The following is a 25,284-nucleotide window of genomic DNA, read 5'->3' as shown; positions in this document are numbered from 1 at the left end:
GCTTGCGGTCACGAGCGGGCTCCCGGCACCGTGACGCGCACCGGCTCGTGCTGCTGCACGCGAATGACGTCGCGCACGGTGCCGCGTTCGGCAGCGCTCGCGGCCAGCCGGCCGGAGAAGGAACGCGCGGCATCGACCGGCCGCGCCGGCGCTTCGGCAACGTCGGCGGCGTGGGCCGCGGCCGGCAGCCGGATGAGTTCCGCGTGCGGCGCATGCGCGTCGAGCGGCGCGGCCGAGGTCCTGGCCCCCGGCACCACGATGCGCTCGCCACTGCCCTGCTCGGGCGCGGCCTTTTCCTCCGGCACGGCGAAGGCAGGGAAGTCGCCGAACAGCGCATTGCCGCCGTCCGGCAGGCCGGCATCGAGTCCGCGCAGCGCCAGGCTCTGCCGCAGGTCCTCCAGCAGCCGCAGCGAGGCTGCGACGCCGTCGCGGCTGACATGCTGGATGTTGCTCATGTCCTGGCCGATGCCGGGCAGCGCGTTCTGCTCGAATGCGCTGTACGACGCCCCGCCGGCCACGCGTGCCGCAATCGATGCCAACGCGCCCTGGCTGACCCGCTGCGACTCCTGCACCGAGAACTGCACGAAGAGCGCAGGCACCATGCCCTGCGAGATGACGCGCTGCTGCGCCGGGTACTCGATCGGGAAGACCCGGTCGCCTTCCGGCGGGCGGAACTGCGAGGCGCCGCGGATCGTCACCACCAGCTGGGCGGTGCTGGTGCTGCCGTCCGCATCGGTGATGGTGTAGCTGAACACCTCGGTCAGCGTCTGGCCGTCGCTGAGCGCGGACACGCGGGTGTTGTTGGTGTCCACCGCGTAGCTGTAGCTGCCGTCCGCATTCATGCGCAGGCTGCCGTAGGCGCCCGCGAGCGCCCCGCCCCCGATCACGCCGGGCCGTCCCTCGAAGGAGAAGGCAGTCACGGGCTCTGCCACGAAGTCGGCGCCGATGCGGTCGCCGACGTCGCCGGGCCCGCGGCCGCCCGGCCCGAATACGTTGCCGCCGACGGTGGAGGTGCCCGGCCGCGTGGTGTCGACCGAAGCGGCGTCGTCGCGCGCGGTCGGCACATCGTCGATCACCAGCACGCGCAGCGTGCCCGAGCTGGTGTCGCCGTCGCGGTCGCGCACGACGATGGCGATGTCGTCCGTCACCTCGCCGCCCGCATGCGGCTGCCGGCTGGTCAGGGTGTAGCTGTAGGTGACGGCACCGGTCGCCGGGTCGTAGCCGGTGAGCGTGAGCAGGCCCTTGTCGGTCACGAGGGTGATCGGCGTGGTCCCGAGCTGCGCCAGCTGCGCCGGGGTCAGGGTGGTGCCGGCGACCTCGAGGCTGCCGAGGCCGTCGGGCGTGCTGATCACGAAGCGGCCGGTGGTGGTCTCGCTGGGGTCGCCGCCGTCGCCCAGTCCGCGTTCGCTGACGGTGGCCTCGCCGGTGCTGCCGGGGCCGTTGCCGTCGTCGAGGACCAGCGACACGCCGTCGTCGGCGCCGCGGATGGTGATGGTGATGGTGGCCGTCGAGGTGTCGCCGTCCGCGTCGGTGATGGTGTAGTTCACTGCCTCGGTCAGCGTCTCGCCGGGCAGCAGATGCTGCACAGCGGGGTTCGCGTTGGCCAGCGTGTAGGTATAGCTGCCGTCGGCGTTGACGACGATGCTGCCGTAGGCCGTCGTGAGCGGGCTGCCCACGCTGCCCGGCGTGCCGCCGAAGCTCACGCCGGTGACCGGCACGCCGTTGGCGTCGTCGGCGCCGTTCGCATCGTTCGCCTTCACGTCGCCGCTCACGGTGTTCGGCGTCGCGTCCTCGGTGATGCTGGCAGCGTCGTTCGCGGCCACCGGCACGTCGTCGACGATGCGCACCTGCAGCGTGCCCGTGCTCGAGCCTCCTCCTGCATCGGTGACCTGCAGCGCGACGGGATCGAAGCTCTCGGTGGCGCCGGGCTGGGCGAGCGGGTTCTTCAGCGTGTAGGTGTAGCTCAGCTCGCCGGCTGTCGGCACGCCGCCCACCGAACTGGTGGCGGTGAAGCCGGTGAGCACGAGCGTGCCCTCGCCGGTGTCGATGCTGCGTGGCGTGGTGCCGAGCGCCTGCAGTTCGGCCACTGTCAGCGTGGTGCCGCCGACCGTGACCGAGGTCAGGCCATCGGCCGCGCTGATGGCAATGGTGCCGCCGCTGGTCTCGCGCGGGTCCGCGCCGCCCGGGCCGTCGGTCAGGCCGCTTTCATGCACCTCGGTCTGGCCGGCCGCGGCGCCGTTGCCGTCGACCGGAACGATCGTCGGCCCGCTCGAGTCGGTGCGGCCATTGATCGTGATGGCGAGCGTGGCGGTGGAGGTGTCGCCGTCGGCATCGACGATGGTGTAGCTCAGCGTCTCGGTCAGCGTCTCGCCGTCCTTGAGCGCATTCACCACGGCGTTGTTGTTGTCCAGCGTGTAGGTGTAGGTACCGTCCGCGTTGACGACGATGCTGCCGTAGGTGGTGGCGAGCGGGCTGCCCAGCACGCCCGGCGTGGCGCCGAAGCTCACGGCCGTGAGGGGCACGCCGTTGCCGGCGTCCGCGCCGTTGCGGTCGTTGGCCTTCAGGTCGCCGCCGACGGTGTTCGTGCCCGCGTCTTCGTCGATGCTGTTGGCGTCGTTCGCCGCCAGCGGAACGTCGTCGACGATCAGCACCGTGAGGGTGCCGTTCGCCACATCGCCATCCCGGTCGGTCACGGTCAGCGCGAAGAGATCGGTGACCTCGCCGCCGCTGTGGTCCTGCCGCTGCAGCAGGGTGTAGGTGTAGCTCACATCCCCGGCGGTGGTGAGGCCGCCGACGGTGCCGGTGGGCGTGAAGCCGGTGATGTTCAGCACGCCGTCGGCGGTGGTGATGGTCAGCGGCGCGCCGGGGGTCGCGGCCTGCAGCTGTGCAAGCGTCAGGGCCGTGCCGTTGATGCTGATGCTGCTCAGGCCGTCCGCGGCGCTGATCGCGAAGGTGCTGCCGGCCGTTTCGCTGGTGTCGCCAGTGCTGGTGAGACCGGCCTCGTCGACGCTGAGGTGGCCGGTCGCCGCGCCGTTCTGGTCGGTCACCACGATGCCGGGAATATCGTCGCCCGCGCCGCCATCGGCGGCCCCGGTGATGGTGATCGTGAGCTGTGCGATGTCGGTGCCGCCTGCGCCGTCGGAGACGGTGTAGGTGTAGACCTCGGTCAGCGTCTCGCCGGCCGTCAGGGCCTGCACGCGCGGATCGGCGTTGTTCAGCGTGTAGGTGTAGCTGCCGTCGGCATTGAGCACGACGCTGCCGTAGGTGCCGGCCAGCGGGCTGCCCACGCTGCCTGCGGTGCCGCTGCCGGCCTCGGTGCCGGTGCGCACGGCGCTCACGGTCAGCGTTGCATGGTCGGGGTCGGTATCGCCCTGCCCCGCCACGCGGCCGGTGACGACGTTGGAGCCGACCGAGACCATGTCTTCGACGATGCTGTGCGTGTCGTCGTTGGCCGTCGGCAGGTCGTTGGCGGCCACGATGGTGAGGGTGCCCGTCAGCACGTTGCTGTCGAGCGCCGGTCCGCCGGCGTTGCCGCCCGCCTGCACGTTGTTGCCGTCGTTGATGACGATGGTGTAGACCCGGTCCGGGTCCGCGCCGAAGTTGGTGGGGTTGTCGCTGGTGCTGCGGTACGACAGCGCATTCAGCACGCCCTGCACTTCCGCCAGCGTGGTGTCGGCATCGAACTGCACGACCAGCGGCGCGCCGTTGCCGCCGGACACGTTGGCGCCGGGCGGCAGCGCGCCGTCGACCAGCAGCAGGTCGCCCGGCTGGTAGCCGTCGAGGCTGACGGTGATGCGGCCCGCGCCGAAGATGCCGGCGCCCAGTCCCGGCGTGGTGGCGAGGTCGAGGTCGGAAACGCCGGCGCCGCCGAGCAGCGCGACCGGCGGGATGCTGACCCCGGTGCCGGTCTGGCCGTTCTCGACCGCGTTGGCGTTGGTGGGCGTTCCTGCGAGCACCGGCGCGTCGTTGCGCGGCGCCACCGTGGTGGACAGCGTGTGCGTCACCGACCACTGGCTGGTCGCGGCACCGACCGTGGCGCTGATGTCGCCCGTGCCCGCAACGACGGCGGTGTCGGAGACGCGCACGGTCAAGCCGCCCGGCGTGCCGTTGTAGTTGGCGGCCGGCACGAAGCGCAGTTGCGCATCGGGCGGCAGCAGGACCGCGCTGCCGTCCGAGGCACCGGTCGGCACGGCCGTCCAGCTCGCGCCGCTGTCGGTCGAGTATTGCCAGCTGCCCTCTGCCGCGGTGGCGGCATTGCCGACGATCGCGATGCCGCCGAAGGACGTGGCCGCGTTGCCGCCGCCCGTGATGCCGGTCTGGTTGTCGGTGGCATCGCCGTAGCCGCCGCCGAACAGGCTGGCGGCAGTGGCCGCAGGCGCAGGCTGGCCCTGCTGGTCCTCGACGCCGGCAGGGAGCACGGCATCGGTCGCGGTGGGCCGGTCGTTGACGTTGGCCACGCTGGTCGACAGCACGACGGTGGCCGCGCTGTAGACCGTGGTGCCGCCGTTGCCGGTGCCGGCCACGTTCACGGTCGAGCCGGAAGCCGGGTCGGGCGTGGCGCTGTCGGCGTTGGCATCGGTCTCGACCAGGCGCACCGTGAGGGTGTTGGGCGTCCCGTGGAAGTTCGCCGCCGGCACGAAGCGCAGCTGCGCGCTCGATGCGAGCACCAGCGCGTTGGCATCGCTGCGCGCGCCCACGGCCGTCCAGGTGGTGCCGTCCAGCGAGTACTGCCATTCGCCTTGCGCGGGATTCAGCGCGAGGCCGGTGATCGCCACGCCGAAGAAATTGTCGGGCGCGCTGCCGCCGGTCGCGCCGGTGCCGCTGTTGTCGATCTGGTCGGCCGCATCGCTGAAGTGGCTGCCGAACAGCGCCGCGACGGTGCTGCCGGCGGCGGCGTTGCCGGCGTCTTCGTTCACGGCCGGCAGGGTCTCGGCATTGCCGTTGACCACGACCGGGGCGTCGTTCAGCGGAGCGACCGTGAAGCTGAAGCTGCGCGTGGTGATCAGGTCGGCGGCCACGCCGTTCTGGTCCTGGTAGGTGAAGGTGCCGGTCGTGCTGTTGTCGCCGGGTGCCAGCGTCGCCGGCCGGCCGCCGGTATTGCCTTCGTCGTCGACCACGACGGTGACGGTGAAGGAACCGTTCCAGTCCGGGCGCCCCGGCACGCCGGGCGCATCGGGCAACTGCACCGCGATGGTGTTGATGCGGCTGTTGATCTCGGCGAGCGTGCCGGTGATGGTGACCGACCGGCCGTCGCCCGCGATCACCGCGCTGCCGCCGCTGCCCGCGCCGATGGCGGTGATGGTGAAGCCCTCGGGCACCGACACGGTGGTCGTCAGGATGCTGGTGTCCAGCGCGTCCTGGTCGGTCACGGTGATGCCGGTGATGGTGACGCTGCTGCCGCCCTCCCCTGCGTTCAGGTTGCCGGCCGCGATGTGCGCCGGATCGTTCACGGACGACGGGAACAGCGTGCGGTAGGTCGATGCGACATTGCTCGCCAGCCCGCCGGGCGTGGCCGCGTAGGGGTTGATGGCGGTCGCCGGCGGGACGACGGTGCCGTTGCCCGCGTTGTCGTTCAGGCCGCCGTTGGCGCCGGTCACCACGCCGCCGCCGTCGCGCACGCGATCGTCGGCGATGACTTCGACGCGGTAGCTCACGTCGCCGTTTGCCAGCTCGCCGGTGAGCGCGACGGCCAGGCCGTCGAGGTAGGCCTGCACCTGGGCACGGGTGCCGCTGATGACCAGCGCGCTGCCGGTGCCGTCGAACGCGCCGTCGATTGCCACGCCCGAGCTGCCGGCATTGCTCGAGGTGATGGTGACCTCGCCGTTGGTGCCGTCGTAGGAGGTGGCGGGCAAGGCGTTGCCGCTGGCGTCGGTGATGCGGATGGTCAGCTGCAGGAAGTCGCTCTCGCCGTCGGTCACGTCCGATGCGGCGCCGTTGCCGGCGATGTCGCCGTCGACATCGACGTCACCGACCACGAAGCCGGGCACCGCGGTGGGGGTGGAGCCGCCGGTCAGGACGACCGGCGTGCCCGACGTGACGCCGCCGTTGAGCGAGACCGTGGGCGCATCGTTCACCGGCGCGATGGTCAGGGCCATGGTCACGTCCGGCGGATTGTCTGCAACGCTGCCGGCGCCCACGTCGTCGCCGATGCGCGAGCCCGCGTCGTCGAAGGAGGCGGTGAGCGTCACGTCGCCGGCATCGCCGCCGTTGGTGTCGTGGTTGAGGTTGGCCGCGCTGCGGTAGGTGAGGCCCGTCGCCGCGCCGCTGTTGATCAGGGCCTGGATGTCGCTTGCACGGCCGGTGAGGACGAGCAGGCCGGTGTTGTCGCCGGTGATCGTGACGGCCTGGCCGCCACTGGGCGTGACGCTGCCCTGCGCGCCGGCGCCGCCGATGCCGAGCGTGCCGCTGGGCACCGACAACCGCACCGTGACCGGCGTGTCGAACGCAGCCGACTCGGGGTCGGCGACCACGAAGCCGCCGCCGATGTAGGTGGCCTGGTCCTCCACCACGTTGGCGCTCGGCGGCGCGGTCAGCGTCGCGGGGTCGTTCTCGCTCGAGGCGAAGATGCGCACCGAGGCCGCCGAGAGATTGCCGGTGATGGCGCCGGCCGTCGGCACGGCAGCGCTGTACCAGTCGTACTCGGTCGCCGGGATGGCGATGCCGGTCGTGCCCGGCGGATCGGATTCGTTGACCGGGCCGCCGTTGGCGCCCGGCTGGACGCCGCCTGCGCCTGCATCGGTGTCCACCAGCGCGCCGGCCGCGTTGCGCAGCCGGTCGTCCGCGATGACCTGCACCTGGTAGACCGCATCGCGGTCGTCGCCGAAGGTCACGGTCAGGCCGGCGAGGGCCGCGTTGACCTGCGCGCGAGTACCGCGCAGGGTCAGGAAGTCGGCCGTGCCGTTCTTGTCGCCGTCCACCGTCACGCCGCCCACGGAGGTCGAGCCGATGGTCACGCCGGCGTAGGCGCCGGCGCCGAAGGCGTTGCCACCGGCATCCAGCAGGCGCACGGTGACCTGCACGAAATCGGTCTCGCCGGCCGTCGGCGTGTCCATGTCGGAGTCGGCCACGCTGAAGCCCGGCACCGGATTGTTGACTGCGCTCGCGCTGTCGACGGGAATCGGGTTGGTCGGCCCGGTGACCACCGGCGCATCGTTGGCGGGCGTGACGTAGATCCAGAACTGGTTGCCCGCCTGCTCCTTGTCGCCGTCGCCGAGGCTGAAGGTGAAGTAGTCGCTGGGCGGGTTCGGATAGGTGGCGCCGTCGGACTCGTCGCCGCCGTGCAGGTAGTAGATGCGCCCCGCCCGAACGTCCGCCTCGGAGAAGGAGGAGCCGACGCCCAGCCGCAGGAAGGTGACGCCGTCGGTCGAGTAGGCGATGCTGCCGTGCGCCGTGGCCCTGGTGATGGTGTATTGAACCTGCGTCGTGCTGCTGTCGGTGTCGAAAGCGAGCATGGTCGCGGAGATCTGCGCGTAGCCGCCCTCCGCCACTGTCAGCGGGTCATTGACCGAGGTCCCGGGGTCGGGCTGCGTCGGGTCCGGCGCGATCTGCGGCGCGTCGTTGACGTTGGTGATCTGGATGCCGACGGTCGCGGTGTTCGAGGTGGCGCCCCAGCGGTCGACCGCGCGCACATCGAAACTCGTGTTGCGCAGCTCCGAGCCGTCGCTCACGAAGCGCAGCCCCGTGGTGCCGGCGGTGCCGGTGATCAGCGCCGCGTCGATGAGCTGGCCCGCAGTCACGTTGAGCCAGCTCGTGCCGCCGTCGGTCGAATACTGCAGCGTGCCGCCGGGCGGCAGCGTCAGCACTTCGAACTGCAGTGCGCCGGCGCCGGTGGCCGCGTTGTCGAACGCGTAGTTGCTGCCGCCGCCGGGCAGCGTGGCCGAGGACTCGAGGTAGCTTTCGCTCACTGCGTCGTCCGGGTCCGTGATCTGCAACTGCCCGGTCGTGATGTAGGCCGTGCCGCCTTCGGGAATGACCGTGTTGGACGAGCCGACCGTGACCGGCGCGTCGTTGACCGGCGTGATGAAGAAGGTGAAGCTGGTGTCCCACGAATCGGAAGTCAGCCCGCCCGCGCCGTCGTCGACGAGCACCCCGGCCGATGCCGAGAGCCGCACGCTCGATTCGAAGTCCTCGCTGGCGCCGTCGTGCTGGTAGCGGACCCTGGCTGCATTGAGGTCGGCCTGGGTGAAGGTGTCGTACACCCCCATGGTCACCCAGGTCGTGCCGTTGAAGCGCTGCAGCGTGCCGTTCCATGCGCCGCCTGCCGTGCCGTCGAAACCGAGGATGGTGTAGACCACCTGTTCGGGCGGCACGCCGTCGGCCGTGTAGCTCAGGCCCGGCGTGACCGTGAAATCGCTGCCGGTGCCTGCCAGCACGATGGTGCCGCCTTCGCTCAGCGTCCCGCGCGAAACGCCGTTGTCGTTGGTGCCGGCGTAGTTGGAATCGGCGTGGGTGGTGGTGTTGTTCAGGGGCGGGAAGTTGCCGTTGTTCCCCGTGGGCGTCTCCACCAGGTTGAACGTGAAATTGAAGCTCCGCAGGCTGTCGTCGTTGTAGTTGCCGGGCGTGCCGTTGTCGTTGTAGTGGCCGCCGTCGCGCTCGACCCGCGTGCCGTCGGCATTCCAGCGGACGCTGGTGGTGTTGTCGCGCACCTGGAACTGGAAGACGTCGGTCTGGCTCGGACCGGCCCCGGCCACCTGCACGTATTGCACGCGGCCCGCCTTGACATCGGCGATGGTGAAGGTGCCGCCGTTCGGCAGCACCTGGCCGTTGAGCAGCAGGCGGCCCTGATCGAGCAGGGCCTGCGAGGTCACGGCGATGGTGAGGCGATCGTCGCTCGAATCCACGTCGAAGGCATTCAGCATCGCCGCGGTCAGCGTCACCGTGTAGGCGCCGCTGCCGTCGCCGGGGGCGGTGACGGTGGCGACCAGGCTGCTTGCCGGGTCCAGGGTGGGATCGTCGTCGGTGGGCTGGATGGTCAGCGCGATGGTCGCGGTGGTGGTCTGCACCGCGCCGCTGCCTGCCCCGCCGCCGCCATCGCTGACCGCGACGCCGAAGCCGTCGGCGTAGGGATACGGCGTCGCGGGGTTGGTGTCGCGGTTGCCGGCGTTGGCATAGGTCAGGCCGCCACGCGCCCCGTAGGCGAAGACGAAGCCGGCATCGATGTCGGCCTGCGTCACTGCGCGGTTGGTGACGGCCTGCGACACGCCGCCGATGGTGACGGTGCCCGTGAAGAACAGCGTGCCGTCGGTCGGCAGGCTGGTCAGCCGCACGGTGAGCGCAGTGTCTGCATCGTCGCCGCCACCTCCGGCCACGATGAAATTGCCGACGACCGAAGCGGGGTTGCCGCCGCCGTCGAGCGCATTGGCGGGCTGGCCTTCGAGGATGACCCCCGAGCCGCTCACGGTCGGCGCCTGGTTGAGCGGCGTGACGTTGAGCGTGATGGCGGCCGTGTCGGAGCGGTTCGACGGCGTCGCGCCGTCGTTGATCTGCACCGCGAAGCCGTCCTGCGTGTTCTGGTTCGCGCCGGTGGCGGTGTGGACGTACACCACCCGGCCGTCGATCACGTCCTGCTGCGTGAAGATCGCGCCGATGCCCAGGCGCGTGCCGTTGAGCAGGAGTTGGCCATGCACGGTATCGGCCGTGAGGGCGTACACCACCTGGCTCGGCACCTGGGTGCCGAGCGTCACTTCGGGATCGATCGCGTTCAGCGTCGCCACCGTCAGGACCGTGCTGCCGATCTCGTTGACGGACTGGGTCGCATCGGCCACGGCGACGGGGTCGTTCGACGGCGTCACCGTCACGTCCAGCGCGCGGGTCGCGCTCAGCGCGGGCGCTTCGGAGTCGGTGACGGTCACGACGATGCGCGTGCTGGCCGCGGTGGTGCCGAGCTCGACATCGGCCGAAGTGAAGACCAGCTGGTTCACCCACGCATTCGCGGCCGCCACGCTGCCGGTGAAGCTGTAGCCGCCGGCGATGCCGGTGACGCCGGTGGTGCTCGCCGAGGACAGCGTGCCCTTCGTGGGGTCTTCGACCACGACGGTGACGGTCACGTTGCCGGAGCCGTCGTCGGTGATGGTCCAGCCGCTGAGCGCCCCGCGGTCGGCGCCGGGTGCATTGAGGCTGCTCGGCTCCGCCACGACGAGCCGCGTCGCCGTGGTGCTGACCGTGGGGGCGGCCATGACGCCGTCGTAGTCGGCGTCGGCGAAGGTGCGCGCCTCGATGTGGCCGGTGGTGGATTCCAGCGTCCAGTCCGCCCCGCGCGCGGCTGCGCCGGTGGCATCGGTGGACGAAGCCACGTCGGCGCCGGTCAGGCTGGCGAGCGCTTGCGAGAACTGCGCGCCATCGGCAGCGACGTCGCAGCCGTAGAGCAGGATGTCGGCATCGGCGCCGAGGCTCGCGCCGATGCTTCTCCACGCGTCGGCGGAGCGCTCGAGGCTGGCCGCGTCCACCTGTTCGTTGCCCAGGGTGATTTCGCCCGTGCTGCCGTGGCTCAGGATGTGCAGCGCGGTGATGCCGGTGCGGCCGTCGAGGGCGTCCGCGAGTTGCTGCACGCCGGAAGAGCCGGTGTTCAGCAGGATCAGTTCGGAACCCGCCGGGACCGACGCGGCGAGCTGCTGCCAGTTCGCGACGTTCTGGTCCACGACGTAGACCTCGTGCGGTGCACTCGGCGCAGGCTGCGGGGCGGGTGCCGACTCTGCCGCGACCGGCTCGTGTTGCGGCAGCGGCGCCGGCTGCGCGGGCTCGGCATGGTGCGCATCTGCAGGCGCACTGCCCGCCTGCGGCGCGTCGGCCGCATGCGTGGCCGCCTCGACGAAGGCGGCGCCGTCGAACAGCTGGCGGCTCTCCAGGGCAAAACGATGCGTGCGCGGACGAAGAAAGTCGACCTTTGGATCTGGCATGTGGGCTTTCAGCTTTCGGGAGGCGATGGCATCGGAGATGCCTGAGGGCGTGTGGATGCACACGCGGCTGTCATCGGGATGCAGGGCGGATCAACGAAGGAATACAAGCTCGACCACAACAATTCGCTCGGCGGGCTTTTTGCCTCTGCCTGAGCATTCCAACCCTGTGAAAAAAGCACAGCCGAGAGATGGGCGGCCGCACGAAGCGACGGGATCGTACGTGTGGCTAACGAGTGTTACAGCCTGTATGTATGCGAGTAGCAACGAGCCTTGGTTGCAGAGAACTTTTCATCTACAAAAAGTGTCAGGCATTGTCAATTCGATTGCCCGAGGCATTTCGACTCCCTATATTCGCGCCCCAGTAAACAGGCCCTGCCCGGCGACGACGCTGCCGTCAGAACAGGCGCCCATGCGTGGGGGTGATATGGAAATATCAGTCTTCCTCGTCGAGGACAACCAGCGAATTCGTCATCACTTGAGCTCGGCGTTGGAAGAGCTCGTTTCCGCACAGGTCGCCGGGTTTGCGGAATCGGAAGCAGAGGCCTGCGAGTGGCTGACCAGCCATCAGGACCAGTGGCAATTGGCGGTGGTGGATCTCTTCCTCAAGCAGGGCTCCGGGCTTGGGGTGCTGGCCTTTTGCAGGCGGCGCAGTGCATCTCAGCGCGTCGTCATCCTCACGAACTTCGCCACCCCTGATACGCGCGCACGCTGCAAGCGACTCGGTGCCGATGCGATCTTCGACAAATCGACGGAGCTCGACGATTTCTTTCGCTATTGCGCGGCTCGAACTTCGTAGCCGCCCCTTCCGGCGAATTGCAGCCTTCGCCGCTCATCGCCTATTGCTGTGCCACGACTGTCGCTCCATGGCAACAAGGCTAATCCCTTTTGCGGGTTATCTGAATATTTTCTGCCTAAGTGCAACTCGTATGGATGGGCTGTTACGAGGCAATATCTCATGTAACAACATGCGATAAGGCCGTTTCGATGAAGTCAGCCACTACCGGCAGCAACTCCCGTCTTTCCAATCGTCAGCGCCAGCTGGCGACTCTCACGAATGCAGATGGGGCCGGAAGCCAGGGGCATTCGATTCCTCTCTCGACCATTGCGCTCGCGGTCGCGCACCTGAACTCGGCGTTCTGAGCTACTGCGTCTTCTCTTTTTGCATCTCGTCTCTGAGGATCCAAATGCCCACTCGAAACAGGTCAACCATCGCGGCGGCGAGCAGGGCCGTCAACCTCGTGCTCGCCGAGACGGAACTCGGAGCCACCCCGGTCCACTACTTCGAGCCGACCAACCTCGGCGGACTCCCGCCTACGGAGTCCGAGCTCAGGGCCAAGGAGGACACCGAGCTGGGCAACCGCACCCGCTTCGCGACGCACATGTGCCTTCTGGCGGCCAGCCGGGGCTTGAAGGCGAGTCTTGATCTGCTCGACTGTGACGTGGACGTCGAGCCTGGCGAACGCACCCGCGCACTGGCAGAGATCGCCCGGAGCGCAGCGCTCGCCGCAGAGATGGCCGCGCAAGCCGCCAGCGTTCTTCTGGGGCAATCGATGCCACCCGAAGACGGCCCGATCGTGGTCTCGCGGGGCACGTGGTGAGTCAGGCATCCCCAGCGACCCGCGCTGCTCGCCCGCAGCTGCGCAGCGCAGCTTTTCGATAAATCTTCGAAGGAAAAAATCGAATGAACCATGTGTTCCGCACGATCTGGTCCAGCGCGCTGGGCACTTGGGTGGTCGCCTCGGAGCTGGCCACGCAGCGCGGCAAGAGCGGCGGGGCCGACACGGGGCCTCGCCCGGCGGATGCGGTCGTTGGCTGCGCCGCGCGCACGCACGGCCCTTGGCCCTTGCGGCTCGTCGTGCTGGCCGCGTTGCTTGCCTTGTACGCGCCGGCTCAGGCCGCGGACAGGTACTGGGATGCCAACAGCAATGCCACCGGCATGGGTGGCACAGGTACCTGGGACCTCACGACGAGGACCTGGGACGACGGCACCGTCCATGACGGCGTGGCCGGTCCCTATCTCAGTGGCTGGAACAATGCCGCACTGGATACCGCGGTCTTCATGGGCACAGCGGGCACGGTGAGCCTGGGTGCGCCGATCGTCGTGGGCGGGCTCACGTTCAACATTGGCGGCTACACCATCAGCGGCAATACGCTGACCTTGGGCGGCGCGACACCGACGATCACGGCGACGAGCGGCATCTCCACCATCAGCTCGGTCATTGCCGGTTCCGCCGGCGTGACCAAGACGGGCGCAGGGGAGCTGGACCTGACCGGCGCGAACACGTTCACGGGCACCGTCGCAGTCAACCAAGGCACGCTGTACGTCGCCAATGACGCGGCGCTGGGCGCGGCCGGCAACGCCATCACTGCGGCCAGCGGTACCGTCCTGAGTGCAGGCGCTGAGTTGGGCAGCCGCGTCGTGACGCTGACCGGTACCGGCCAGACGACGGTCTACAGCGGGTTCCTGTCGTCCCGCTTGACCGGGACCGGCGGCGTCTCCAGCAACGGCTCGCCGACCAACGTGCTCAACAACTACACCGGCCGGACGACCATCTCGACCTCGGGCAGCATCTCCTTCGGCTCGGTGGCCAATCTGGGCCAGGCCAGTGCGTTCGGCGCACCGACCGACCCCACGTTGGGGACGATCGACCTGAGGGTCGGGCAAGGCAGCGGCAGCAACCAGTTCAGCAAGGCCATTTCATATACGGGGGCCGCCGCCACATCGAACCGCAATTGGAGCATCACTCCCGGGATCTACGGTGGCGCCCAGGTCACATTCGCAAACAACGGTTCCGGAACCCTGAACCTGACCGGCAACTTCCAGCTGACCGCCATCGGAGGCTCCAGCAGCGCGAACACGGTGACCTTCTCAGCCATTACGGGGGACATGTTTCTGTCCGGTGTCATCAGCAGTGGAAGCGCCCGTACGGTCGGCTTCGGTGCGAGTGCCGGTCGCACCCTCGCGCTGGGCAACGCCAATACTTTCACCGGCACCGCCTCCGTCACCGGAGGCGGCATGGTCAACGTCGGCACCCTGGCGAACAGCGGCACGGCCAGTTCCCTGGGTGCCGGGTCGAACATCAGCATCGGCGGCAACCTCAGCTACACCGGCGGCGCTGCCAGCATCGACCGAACCATCGCAGGCGCCGGCGGCACCTTCCGCAACGACGGCACCGGGGCGTTCACGCTGGCGGGTGCCACCACGCTCAACACCGGGCTTTGGCTCGGCGGCAACCATGCGGGCAGCGACAACACGCTGTCGGGCGCCGTTTCGGGCGCGGGTTTCCTGGGGAGCAGCGGGCCCGCCACGTGGGTGGTGACCGGCAACAACGCGGGGTTCACCGGCACCCTCAACGTGAGCGGCGGCACCCTGCGCGCCGGCAGTGCCACCGCATTCGGTTCCACGATCGGTGGCGTGACGCTCAGCGGCGGCACGCTGGACCTCAACGGCTTCAGCCAGACCACTTCGAACCTGAGCGGAACCGGCGGCACGCTGGCCCTGGGCGCGGGCAATCTGACAGTCGACAGCGCAACCAACACCAGCTTCGGCGGCAGCATCGCCGGCGCCGGCGGCCTGACCAAGCTGGGCATCGGCACGCTCACGCTCACCGGCGCCAACACCTATGCGGGCGCCACGACCATCGGTGGAGGCACGCTGGCGCTGGACTTCTCCAACGCCAGTGCGCCGGCGAGCAACATCATCTCCAGCGCTTCCACGCTGAACCTGCAGGGCGGCACGCTCAGGGTCGCCGGCGCGGCGAGCGAGGCCAACACCCAGGCCTTCAATGGCCTGAACGTGCTCTCCAGCAACAACACCCTGAATGTCGCTCCAGGCACGGGCGGCAGCATGCAGGTCAACCTCGGCGCCGTCACCTACTCGGGCGGCCTGCTCAACTTCGCCTCGACCGGCACCTTCGGCAGCGCCGGCACCGCCAGGATCACCACCACGCATGCCGATGGCACGCTGGGCGGCTGGGCCACGATCAACGGTACCGACTATGCCAAGGTCGTGGGCGGCTACATCGTCCCGTTCACCTCGAGCGACTACGTCTACAAGGACAACGCCGCGAACTGGGTCGACGGGGAGATCCTCAGCGACGGCGGCGACACCGGGCTGGCCACCACGGCGTACTACGGCACCGTGAGCGGCACCAGGCAGGTCGGTGGCCTGCAATACGTCGCGACGCAGAATTCCACCGTCAACATCGGCAGTGGCGATACCCTGGGTGTGGACGGCACCATCGTGGTGTCGTCCAGTGTCGGCGCCGCCACGCAGACCATCACCGGCGGCTCGCTCACCGGCGTCACCGGCGGCGGCACGCTGGGAATAGCGAAGAACGGCACCGGCGCCTTCACCGTCGCCTCGGCCATCATCGACAACGGCGGCGCGACCGGCTTCGCCAAGAGCGGCACCGGCACGGTCGTGCTGAGCGGCGCGAACACCTACACCGGCGCCACCACCATCAGCCAGGGCACCTTGTCCGTGTCCAGCATCGGCAACGGCGGTGCGGCCAGCGGTATCGGCGCGTCGTCCGCCGATCCGTCCAACCTGCTCCTGCAAGGCGCCGCCTTGCGCTACACCGGCATCGGGGACAGCACCGACCGCGGCTTCACCCTCAGCACCAACGGTTCGGTGACCGACAACACGGTCGAGGTGACCAATGCCGGCGCCAACCTGCGCTTCGACGGCCAGGTGGTCAGCCCGGACGGCGCCAACCTGATCGCCAAAGGCCCCGGCACGCTGACCCTGGGCAATACGGCCAACACCTACAGCGGCACCACCACTATCGACGGCGGCACCCTGGCGGTCACCGAACTTGGCAACGGCGGCACGGCCAGTTCGATCGGCACTTCCAGCAGTGCCTCGTCCAGCCTGGTGATGAAGAACGGCGGCAAGCTGGCCTATCTGGGCGGCACGGCCTCCAGCGATCGCGGCTTCCTGCTCAATACCAGCGGCGGCATCGACGTGACGAATGGGGCGACCACGCTCACCATGAGCGGCGTCGTCGCCGGCTCCCTTGCCGGCGGTACGGGCGGCGCCTTTACCAAGACCGGTGCCGGCACCCTGGTGCTGTCGGGTACCAACACCTACAGCGGCGGCACCACGGTCAGCGCCGGCACGCTGCGTGCGGGTTCGGCCGACGCCTTCGGGAGCGGGCCGATTGCGGTGAACGGCGGGGCCACGCTGGACATCGCGGACATTGCCGACGTCAGGGCCGGGGGGCTCAGCGGCACCGGCACCCTGAACCTGGGTGTCCTGTCCTCGACCCGCTACCTCATCGACGGCAACAGCTCGGTCTTCGGCGGCATCATCAGCGGCGCGGGCGGGGTGACGCTCGGTTCCGGCACGCAGACCTTCAGCGGCTGCCAGCACACCTATGCCGGCCCCACCACCATCTGGGGCACGCTCAACATCTCCTGCCTCCCCAACGGCGGCGTGGCCAGCGACATCGGTGCGTCCGGAGCCGACCCGGGCAACCTCGTTCTCTCCGGAGGCACGCTCAACTACCAGGGAGGCACCACCACCACCGACCGCGGTTTCACCCTGACGGCCGGCAGCACGATCAGCGTGCAGAATCCCGCGACCACGCTGACTTTCTCGGGGCAGGCGACCGGTGGCGCCGGGCTTGTCAAGTCAGGCTCGGGCACCCTGGTGCTCGGCGGCACCACCAACAACTACACGGGCGGCACAACAGTCTCGGCGGGCATCCTGCGCGCCGGGGCGACCAATGCCTTCGGCACGGCCACCACCGCCGGCGGGATGACCGTGGCCAACGCGGCCGGCGCCATCCTCGACATGAACGGCTTCGACACCACGGTGTCTGCCCTGGATGGCGGCGGCAGCACGGGCGGCGAAATCCGGCTCACGGACAAGACCTTGACCATCCGCACCGGTGGGGGCGTCAACGCCTGGGATTTCGCCGGCGTCATCAGCGGCACCGGCAATCTCGTCAAGAACGGCGCAAGCAACCAATATCTCTCGGGCTGCGGGAGCACCTATACCGGCACCACGACGATCAACGCCGGCGTGCTGTCGGTGGACTGCCTGGCGAACGGCGGCACGGCGAGCGCCATCGGCGCTTCCGACAGCACGGCCGGCAATCTGGTCCTCAACGGCGGCACGCTCGCCTATACGGGCGCGGGCGGCAGCACGAACCGGCAGTTCACGTTGGGGGGCAGTGCGGCCATCGATGCTTCGGGGACGGGCGCGATCGCCTTCACCAGCACCGCGCCCATCACGCTGACCGGCACTGCCGCGCGTACGCTGACGCTGACCGGCACCAATACCGGCAGCAACAGCCTGTCGGCGCTGATCGCCGACAGCGGCACCGGCGCGACCTCGCTGAGCAAGACCGGCACCGGTACCTGGATCCTGATGAATTCCGGCAGCACCTACACCGGCGTGACCACCATCACCGGCGGCGGCGTGCTGGGCGTGGACAAGCTGGCCGATGGCGGCCTGGCCAGCAGCATCGGCGCCTCGGGCAACGCTGCCACCAACCTGGTGATCGGCACCGGCAGCACCCTGCGCTACACCGGCGCGGGCGACAGCAGCAACCGCCGGTTCACCCTGCTGTCCGGCAGTACCTTCATCGAATCCTCCGGCAGCGGCCCGATCAATCTCAGCAACACCGGGACGGTGTCGCTGGCGGGCGCCACCGCCGGGGCGAGCGGCTCCGGCCTGGCGCACGTGGTGAACCTGGGCGGCACCAACACCAACACCAACATCTTCGGCGCCACCCTCACCGATGCCGGCACCGGCAAGACCACCTTGTCCAAGAACGGCACCGGCCTCTGGGTGCTGACCGGCAACAGCACCTTCACCGGCGACAGCATCATCAACCAGGGCAACCTGATGGTGGGCAATGGCGGCACGTCGGGCAACGTCGGCGCGGGCAACGTGTACGTCACGAATCCCGATTCCACGCTGTCGGTCAACCGCAGCGATAGCTTCACCCTGGCCGGCACGCTGATCGGTGCCGGGACGCTGGCCCAGGTCGGCCCGGGCACGACGATCCTGACCTCCACCGGCAGCAACATCGGCAACACCACGGTGAGCGCCGGCACCTTGCAGGTCAACGGCGCGCTGACCACGGCGACCCTGGCGATGAGCGGCACGTCCGCACTGACGGTGAATGGCACGGTGCAGGCCAGCGGCCCCGCGCCGACTGCGCTGACGGGCGACGCCGGCGCCAGCACCCTCAACGTCAACATCGGCGCAACCTTGCGGGCCAGCGGCGACCTGGGCGCCGGCGCGGACACGCTCAACCTGGCCGGCACGCTCGGCACCGGCGCCGGCACGCTCGGCCTGGGCACCGGCAACGACACGCTGGTGCTGAACGATGGCGGCACGATCGCCGGCGTCGTCGATGGCGGCAGCGGTGGCGAAAGCGGCGCAGGCGACACGCTGCAGGTGAACAACACCGCCGGCCGCACGCTGGATGGCGCCGGCACCGGCGGCTTCGAAACGCTGGTCAAGCAGGGTGCCGGCACGCTGACACTCAGCGGCGCGCAAAGCTACTCGGCGGGCACCACGGTGCAGGCTGGCACGCTGCTGGTCAATGGCAACCAGGCCGGCCCGGGCGGACCCACCACGGTACAGAGCGGGGCCACGCTGGGCGGCACGGGCACGGTTGCCGGCGACGTGAGCGTGGCCAGCGGCGCCGTGCTGAGTCCCGGGAGTACCGGCGCAGTCGGCGCACTGACCATCAACGGCAACCTGAGCCTGAACAGCGGCTCGGCGCTCAACTATCAGTTCGGGCAGGCCAATGTGCCAGGCGGTCCGCTCAACGATCTCACCACGGTGCACGGCAACCTGACGCTCGGCGGCACGCTGAACGTCAACCCGTCGTCCGGGGGCAGCTTCACGCCGGGCGTGTATCGCGTCATCAACTACGACGGCGCCCTGACCGACAACGGCCTGACGATCGGCAGCGCCCCGGCAGGCACGTACTCCGTGCAGACCGCGGTCGCCAACCAGGTGAACCTGGTCAACAGTACCGGCGTCACGCTGAACTTCTGGGATGGCCCCGGCAACCAGAACGACGGCACGATCCAGGGCGGCAACGGCCTGTGGCAGAACGCTGCCGGCAGCGACAGCTGAACCGACCAGACCGGCATGCTCAGTGCGACGTATGCCGATGGCGCTTTTGCCATCTTCGGCGGCACGGCGGGCACCGTCACCGTGGACAACAGCCTCGGTGCAGTCCGCGCGTCGGGCATGCAGTTCACCGTGAGCGGCTACACCCTCGACGGCGGTCCCCTCACGCTGACCGGTGCGCCTTCGATCCTTCGCGTGGGGGACGGCACCAGCGCGGGCGCCGGCATGACGGCCACCATCGACGCCGCACTGGTCGGCACGGGCGGGCTGCAGAAGTCCGACCTCGGCACGCTGGTGCTCGATGGTGCGAACACCTATACCGGCGGCACGACGGTCAACGGCGGCACGCTGCAGGTAGCCAGCGATGCGAACCTGGGCGATGCCAGCGGCGGGCTCACGCTGGATGGCGGCGCGCTGCGCAACACCGCGGCTTTCGCGTCCGTGCGCGCCGTCACGCTCGGCACGAATGGCGGCACCTTCGAGACGCAGGCGGACCTCGCGCTGTCCGGCACGGTCGGCGGCACGGGGCCGTTGACCAAGACCGGCGGCGGCACGCTCACCCTCACCGGCGGCAACACCTACGGGGGCGGCACGTTCATCAACGGCGGCACGGTTGCCGCATCCGGCGATGCCAACCTCGGCAATGCAAGCGGCGCTCTCTCGTTCGATGGCGGCACGCTGCAGAGCACGGCGCCCTTTGCGTCTGCACGGGCAGTCACGCTCAACGCGGGCGGCGGCACGTTCCAGACCACAGGCGATCTCACGTTGGCCGGTGCGATCGGCGGCGCGGGCACGCTGACCAAGACCGATGCCGGCACCCTGTTGCTCGCCGGGAACAACACGTATGCCGGCGGCACCACGATCACCGCGGGCACGCTGCAACTGGGCAATGGCGGCACCACGGGTTCCATCACCGGCAACGTCACCAACAACGGTGCGCTGGTCTTCGACCGCTCGGACACGTACGGCTTTGGCGGCACGATCTCCGGCAGCGGCGCCGTCAGGCAGCAAGGCACCGGCATCACCGTGCTGACCGGCAACAACAGCTACGGCGGCAACACCGCCGCCAATGCCGGCACCCTGATCGTCAATGGCAACCAGTCCGCGGCTGCCGGAGCCACGTCGGTGGCAGCCGGCGGCACGCTGGGCGGCGCCGGCACGATCGGCGGCGACGTGTCGGTCGCCGACGGCGCCACGCTCAGCCCCGGCAACCTCGGCAGCGTGCCGGGCACGCTGACCGTCAACGGCAACCTGGCGCTGGGCAATGCCTCCACGCTGAGCTACAACTTCGGCCAGGCCAACGTGATCGGCGGCGCCTACAACGACCTGACCAAGGTGGCGGGCGACCTCACGCTGGGCGGCACCCTGAACGTCACGACCACGCCGGGCGCCACCTTCGACCCCGGCATCTATCGCGTCATCAGCTACGGCGGCACGCTGACCCACAACGGCCTTGTCGCCGGCACCATGCCTTCGCCGAGCTTCTATGTGCAGACCTCGGTGAACAACCAGGTGAACCTGGTGAACGCAGCGGGGTTGCCGGTGAACTTCTGGGATGGTCCGGGCAACCAGAACGACGGCGTCATCCAGGGTGGCACCGGCCTGTGGCAGAACGCCACCGGCAACGGCAACTGGACGCTCGGCGACGGCGGCGTCAATGCGCCGTTCCAGGATGGCAGCTTCGCGATCTTCGCCGCCGCGCCGGGAACGGTCACGGTCGACAACAGCCTCGGCGCGGTCAGGAACGGCGGCATGCAGTTCGCCGCGGACGGCTACAGGATCGAGGGCGGCCCCATCACGCTGGCCGGCGCGCCCAACATCCTGCGCGTGGGTGACGGCACCGCCGACGGCGCGGCCATGACCGCGACGATCGCATCGGCGCTGACCGGCACCGGCGGCGTGCAGAAGGCGGACCTCGGCACGCTGGTTCTGACCGGCGCCAACACCTACGCCGGCGGCACGACCATCGCCGCGGGCACGCTGCAACTGGGTGACGGCGGCGCCAGCGGATCGATCATCGGCGACGTGGCCAACCATGGCGCGCTGGTCTTCAAGCGCTCTGACAGCGCGACGTTCGGCGGTGCCATTTCCGGCAGCGGCAGCGTGACGCAGGCGGGTGCCGGCACCACGGTGCTCACCGGCAACAACACGTACGTCGGCACCACGAACGTGCAGGCAGGCACCTTGCTCGTCAACGGCGATCAATCCGGCGCGACCGGGCTCACCACCGTCCAGGGTGGCGCCGCGCTGGGTGGCACAGGCACCGTTGGTGGCGACGTGATCATCGCGGGCGGCGCCACGCTACGCCCCGGTGATACGGGTTCCGCCGGCACGCTGACCGTCAATGGCAATCTGTCTCTGGACAGCGGCGCGACGCTCAACTACCGCTTCGGCCAGGCAGGCACCGCCGGAGGGGCCCTCAACGATCTCACGGTGGTGCACGGCGACCTCACCCTGGGCGGGACGCTCAACGTCAGCACCGCGCCGGGCGGCAGCTTCGGGCCGGGCGTGTATCGCGTCTTCAGCTACGACGGCGCACTGACCGACAACGGTCTCGCGCTCGGCACCGTGCCCGCGGGCGACCTGTTCGTGCAGAAGTCCATCGCGCATCAGGTGAACCTGGTGAACACCTCCGGCCTCACGCTGAACTTCTGGGATGGCCCGAACGCCCAGGGCAACGGTGTGGTCAACGGCGGCGACGGCACCTGGCGCCTGGCCGACAACGACCGCTGGACCGAGGCCAGCGGCGCGGTGAATGCGCCGTACTCCAACGGCGCATTCACTGTCATGGCCGGCACGCCGGGCACCGTGACGATCGACAACGGCAACGGCCAGATCGAGGCCTCGGGCCTGCAGTTCGCGGTCGATGGCTATCGCCTCACGGGTGGCCCGCTGGCCCTGGTGGGCAGCACGCCGACCATTCGCGTGGGCGATGGCACCGCCGCCGGCGCCGACATGACGGCCACCGTCGACGCCGTGCTTGCCGGCACGGGCAGGTTGACCAAGACCGACCTGGGCACGCTGGTGCTGAACGGCAGCAACACCTACACGGGTGGCACGACGATTTCGGCGGGCATGCTCCAGCTCGGCAACGGCGGCACGTCGGGTTCGATCGCGGGCGACGTGACGAACAGCGGCGCGCTGGCCTTCAATCGCTCGGACTCACTGGACTTCGGCGGCGCGATCTCCGGCAACGGCACCATCCGCCAGATCGGCACGGGCCTGACCAGGCTTACTGGAAACAGCGCAGGCTTCAGCGGCACCACGACGGTGGAGGCCGGCTCGCTCGCCGTCGATGGCGTGCTCGGCGGCACGATCAACGTGCTCGCGGCGGGCCGCCTGCAGGGCTCGGGCACCCTCGGCAGCCTGGCGGTCGCGGGCACCATCGCCCCGGGCAACTCGATCGGCACGCTGACGGTCAACGGCAATTTCACGCAAGCCGCCGGCTCGACCTACCAGGTCGAAGTCGACCCGGCATCCACCGCCTCCGACCTCATCCATGCAGGCGGCACCGCGAGCATCGCCAACGGAGCGAAGCTCAGCGTTGCGCGCATCGGCAGCAGCGACTTCGTGGTGGGCAACCGCTACACCGTGCTCACCGCCGACGGCGGCGTGAGCGGCACCTACAGCCTCGACGGCGACACACGCACCGCCTTCGTCCAACTGCGCGACAGCTACGACGCCAACAACGTCTACCTGAGTGCCGACAAGGTGCGCAGCTTCACGGAGGTGGCGGGCACACCCAACCAGGTGGCCGTGGCCACGGCGCTGGACAGCCTGCCGCAGGACAACGCGCTGTCCAATGCGGTGGCCTTCCTGCCCAGCGACTTCGCTGCGCGGGACGCACTGAACCAGCTGTCGGTGGACATCCATGCCTCCGCCAAGACCGCCGCACTGGAGGACAGCCGCTTCGTGCGCGAGGCGGCCATCGACCGGCTGCGCACGGCCACCTGTGCGCCCGGCAGCGCGCCGCAGCAGCCGGCGCAGCAGGCCTCGAGGGGCAGCGAAGCGGAAGGCTGCATGCCGGCGGACAACCAGGCACGCACCGCCTGGGGCCAGGTCTTCGGCTCCTGGGGCCACATCGATGGCAACGGCAACGCCGCCAAGCTCAAGCGCGACATCGGCGGCTTCGTCGTCGGTGCCGACACCGGCGTGGGTGGCGGCTGGCGCGTGGGTGGCCTGGCCGGCTACAGCCGCGCCAGCGCCGACACCGATGCGCGCAACAGCAGCGCCAAGACCGACAGCTACCACCTGGGCCTCTACGGCAGCAAACAGTGGGGCGCCACGGCACTGCGCCTGGGTGCCAGCCAGAGCTGGAACAAGCTGGACACCAGCCGCTCGGTCGCCTTCGCCGGCTTTGCCGACAGCGTCTCGGCCAAGTACGACAGCACCACCACCCAGCTCTTCGGCGAGGTGGGCCACCGCATCGACGCAGGCACGGTGGCGCTGGAGCCCTTCGCCAGCCTGGCCCATGTGCGCGTGAAGAGCGATGCCTTCTTCGAGCGCGGCGGCCTGGCCGCGCTGTACGGCGACGGCGGCAGTGTCGACGCGACCTTCTCCACGCTGGGCCTGCGCGCGAGCACGCAGGTGGGCGAGCGCACGCGCGTGCGCGGCCTGCTGGGCTGGCGCCATGCCTTCGGCGACACCACGCCCACCAGCACCCACGCCTTCGGCGGCAGCCTGCCCTTCACGCTGTCGGGCGTGCCGCTGGCCAAGAACGTGGCGGTGCTGGAAGCGGGCGTGGAGACGCAGCTGCGGCCCAACCTGACGCTGGGCGCGTCCTACTCGGGCCAGTTCGGCAACGGGCTGCAGGACCATGGGTTCAAGATCAACCTGAACTGGGCGTTCTGAATGGCACCTGCTCGAAGCCCCGCGCCTGCCCCAGGGAAGATGCCCACGACGATGGACCTCCTGGAGCTGGCCCTGGAGCAGGACAATCTGCGCGCCCTGTCGCTGCGACTCGGCCTGGCGGCGGAGACCTTGCGCACGGCGAGGCACCGGGGCCGCGTGTCGCCCATCCTTGCGGGCAGCCTCGCGATGGAACTCAAGCAGGATCCCGCGAAGTGGGTCGTCATCGCCGCGATAGAGACCGAACGCGAGAGCGCATCCAAGGCCAGGTTGCTCGAGTACTTCCGCAGAAGATGGCTGTAGAGCGTCATCTCCGCGGGCGACCCTCGGATCCTCGCGTCAACCCGCCGTCGAAAACACGCGAGCGAGTTCGTACGGCGGCGTGACTTCCAGCTGGTCGTAGCGGCAAGCACCGGGCGCCTTGTCGAAGCGCCATCGAAGGAACAAGGCGGCGTGACGGAAGCGGTTGCCCTGCAGGTGGTCGTACCGCACCTCGCATACGCGCTCCGGGCGCACGGGCTCCCAGGAGAGATCCTTGCTCCCGCTCCAGCGGCTTCGTGCCCCCGGCATCCGCTGCTGCGGCCCGTCGCCCACGGCATCTGCCCATCCGGCCCAGGGGTGCCCCTGCAATGCGTTGTCGCGCAGGGGCTGCAACTCGTCGGCCAGCTTCCTGCGGGTCGCCATGTCGAAGGACGAGGTCACGCCCACGTGCTGCAGCACATCGTGATCGTCGTAGAGGCCCAGCAGCAGCGAGCCCACCACGCCCGCTCCGCTCTTGTGCCAGCGGAAGCCCGCGACCACGCAGTCCGCCGTGCGCTGGTGCTTCACCTTCAGCATTGCGCGCTTGCCGGGAAGGTAGGGCTGGTCTGCCCACTTGGCGATCACGCCATCCAGGCCTGCGCCTTCGAAATGCTGCAACCAGCTGAGCGCGAGCGCGCGATCGGTGGTCATCGGCGTCAGATGGATCGGCGGGGCCGACTCCGCCAGCAGCGCCTCGAGCAGCAGCCGGCGCTCCGCCAGCGGCCGGGTCATCAGGTCTTGCCCGTCCAGGGCCAGCAGATCGAAGGCGACGAAGGACGCAGGCGTCTCGGCGGCCAGGCGCGTGACCCGCGACGCGGCAGGATGCACGCGCTGCTGGAGCGCATCGAAGTCCAGACCGGTCGGCGTGGCGATGACGATCTCGCCATCGAGCACGCAGCCCTCGGGCAGCTCTGCCATGAAGACCTCGTGCAGGTCGGGAAAGTAGCGGTCGAGCGGCTTGGCGTCGCGGCTCTGGATCACAACTCCGCCACCGTGCCGGAGGACGATCGCGCGGAAGCCGTCCCACTTCGGCTCGAAGAGGAATTCCTCGCCGTCCGGCAGGCTCGTCCCGACCTTGGCGAGCATCGGGGGGATGGGCTCGAAGCCTGCGTCTGGAGACTCCATGGACGCAATGGAGCA

Annotated in this window: 7 protein-coding genes; 5 read left to right on the top strand and 2 right to left on the bottom strand. The window is 69.5% G+C overall.

Features of this window, described 5'->3' with window-relative positions:
• Positions 1 to 8: 8 nt before the first annotated feature.
• Positions 9 to 10,895: a cadherin-like domain-containing protein gene (locus tag ACMGEZ_RS09000; protein WP_436821919.1), complete on the bottom strand. Its 10,887-nt coding sequence runs from the start codon at positions 10,893 to 10,895 to the stop codon at positions 9 to 11.
• A gap of 424 nt (positions 10,896 to 11,319) precedes the next feature.
• Here ACMGEZ_RS09000 and ACMGEZ_RS08995 point away from each other — a divergent pair, with 424 nt between their 5' ends.
• The 5 genes from ACMGEZ_RS08995 to ACMGEZ_RS08975 all read left to right on the top strand — a co-directional run bounded on the left by ACMGEZ_RS08995 (position 11,320) and on the right by ACMGEZ_RS08975 (position 24,147).
• Positions 11,320 to 11,691 carry a response regulator gene (locus ACMGEZ_RS08995; protein ID WP_436821918.1) on the top strand — a complete coding sequence of 124 codons (372 nt, stop codon included), beginning with the start codon at positions 11,320 to 11,322 and terminating at the stop codon, positions 11,689 to 11,691.
• A gap of 388 nt (positions 11,692 to 12,079) precedes the next feature.
• Complete coding sequence (locus ACMGEZ_RS08990) at positions 12,080 to 12,493, top strand: hypothetical protein (RefSeq protein ID WP_436821917.1); 414 nt, start codon at positions 12,080 to 12,082, stop codon at positions 12,491 to 12,493.
• An 83-nt stretch (positions 12,494 to 12,576) separates the two neighbouring features.
• Positions 12,577 to 18,999, top strand: coding sequence for an autotransporter-associated beta strand repeat-containing protein (locus ACMGEZ_RS08985; protein ID WP_436821916.1), 6,423 nt, complete (start codon positions 12,577 to 12,579; stop codon positions 18,997 to 18,999).
• A gap of 15 nt (positions 19,000 to 19,014) precedes the next feature.
• Positions 19,015 to 23,847 carry an autotransporter domain-containing protein gene (locus tag ACMGEZ_RS08980; protein WP_436821915.1) on the top strand — a complete coding sequence of 1,611 codons (4,833 nt, stop codon included), beginning with the start codon at positions 19,015 to 19,017 and terminating at the stop codon, positions 23,845 to 23,847.
• A 51-nt stretch (positions 23,848 to 23,898) separates the two neighbouring features.
• On the top strand, positions 23,899 to 24,147 hold the full coding sequence (locus ACMGEZ_RS08975) for a hypothetical protein (RefSeq protein WP_436821914.1): 249 nt from the start codon (positions 23,899 to 23,901) through the stop codon (positions 24,145 to 24,147).
• Between the two features lie 36 nt (positions 24,148 to 24,183).
• On the opposite strand, the gene ACMGEZ_RS08970 is transcribed toward ACMGEZ_RS08975, so the two are convergent.
• The gene (locus ACMGEZ_RS08970; RefSeq protein ID WP_436821913.1) at positions 24,184 to 25,269 is read right to left on the bottom strand and encodes an ATP-dependent DNA ligase; all 1,086 of its coding nucleotides are present in this window, start codon (positions 25,267 to 25,269) and stop codon (positions 24,184 to 24,186) included.
• Positions 25,270 to 25,284 lie beyond the last annotated feature (15 nt).

The organism is Variovorax stachyos, from assembly GCF_051400855.1.
GTDB lineage: Bacteria > Pseudomonadota > Gammaproteobacteria > Burkholderiales > Burkholderiaceae_C > Variovorax.
Note: the sequence above shows the minus strand (reverse complement) of the source record. Positions and strands in the feature narration are given on the sequence as shown.

What these genes read in the sequence shown, in the direction of transcription:
- ACMGEZ_RS09000 (WP_436821919.1), bottom strand. Translation starts at nt 10,895, where the DNA reads ATGCCAGATCCAAAGGTCGACTTTCTTCGTCCGCGCACGCATCGTTTT.
- ACMGEZ_RS08995 (WP_436821918.1), top strand. Translation starts at nt 11,320, where the DNA reads ATGGAAATATCAGTCTTCCTCGTCGAGGACAACCAGCGAATTCGTCAT.
- ACMGEZ_RS08990 (WP_436821917.1), top strand. Translation starts at nt 12,080, where the DNA reads ATGCCCACTCGAAACAGGTCAACCATCGCGGCGGCGAGCAGGGCCGTC.
- ACMGEZ_RS08985 (WP_436821916.1), top strand. Translation starts at nt 12,577, where the DNA reads ATGAACCATGTGTTCCGCACGATCTGGTCCAGCGCGCTGGGCACTTGG.
- ACMGEZ_RS08980 (WP_436821915.1), top strand. Translation starts at nt 19,015, where the DNA reads ATGCTCAGTGCGACGTATGCCGATGGCGCTTTTGCCATCTTCGGCGGC.
- ACMGEZ_RS08975 (WP_436821914.1), top strand. Translation starts at nt 23,899, where the DNA reads ATGGACCTCCTGGAGCTGGCCCTGGAGCAGGACAATCTGCGCGCCCTG.
- ACMGEZ_RS08970 (WP_436821913.1), bottom strand. Translation starts at nt 25,269, where the DNA reads ATGGAGTCTCCAGACGCAGGCTTCGAGCCCATCCCCCCGATGCTCGCC.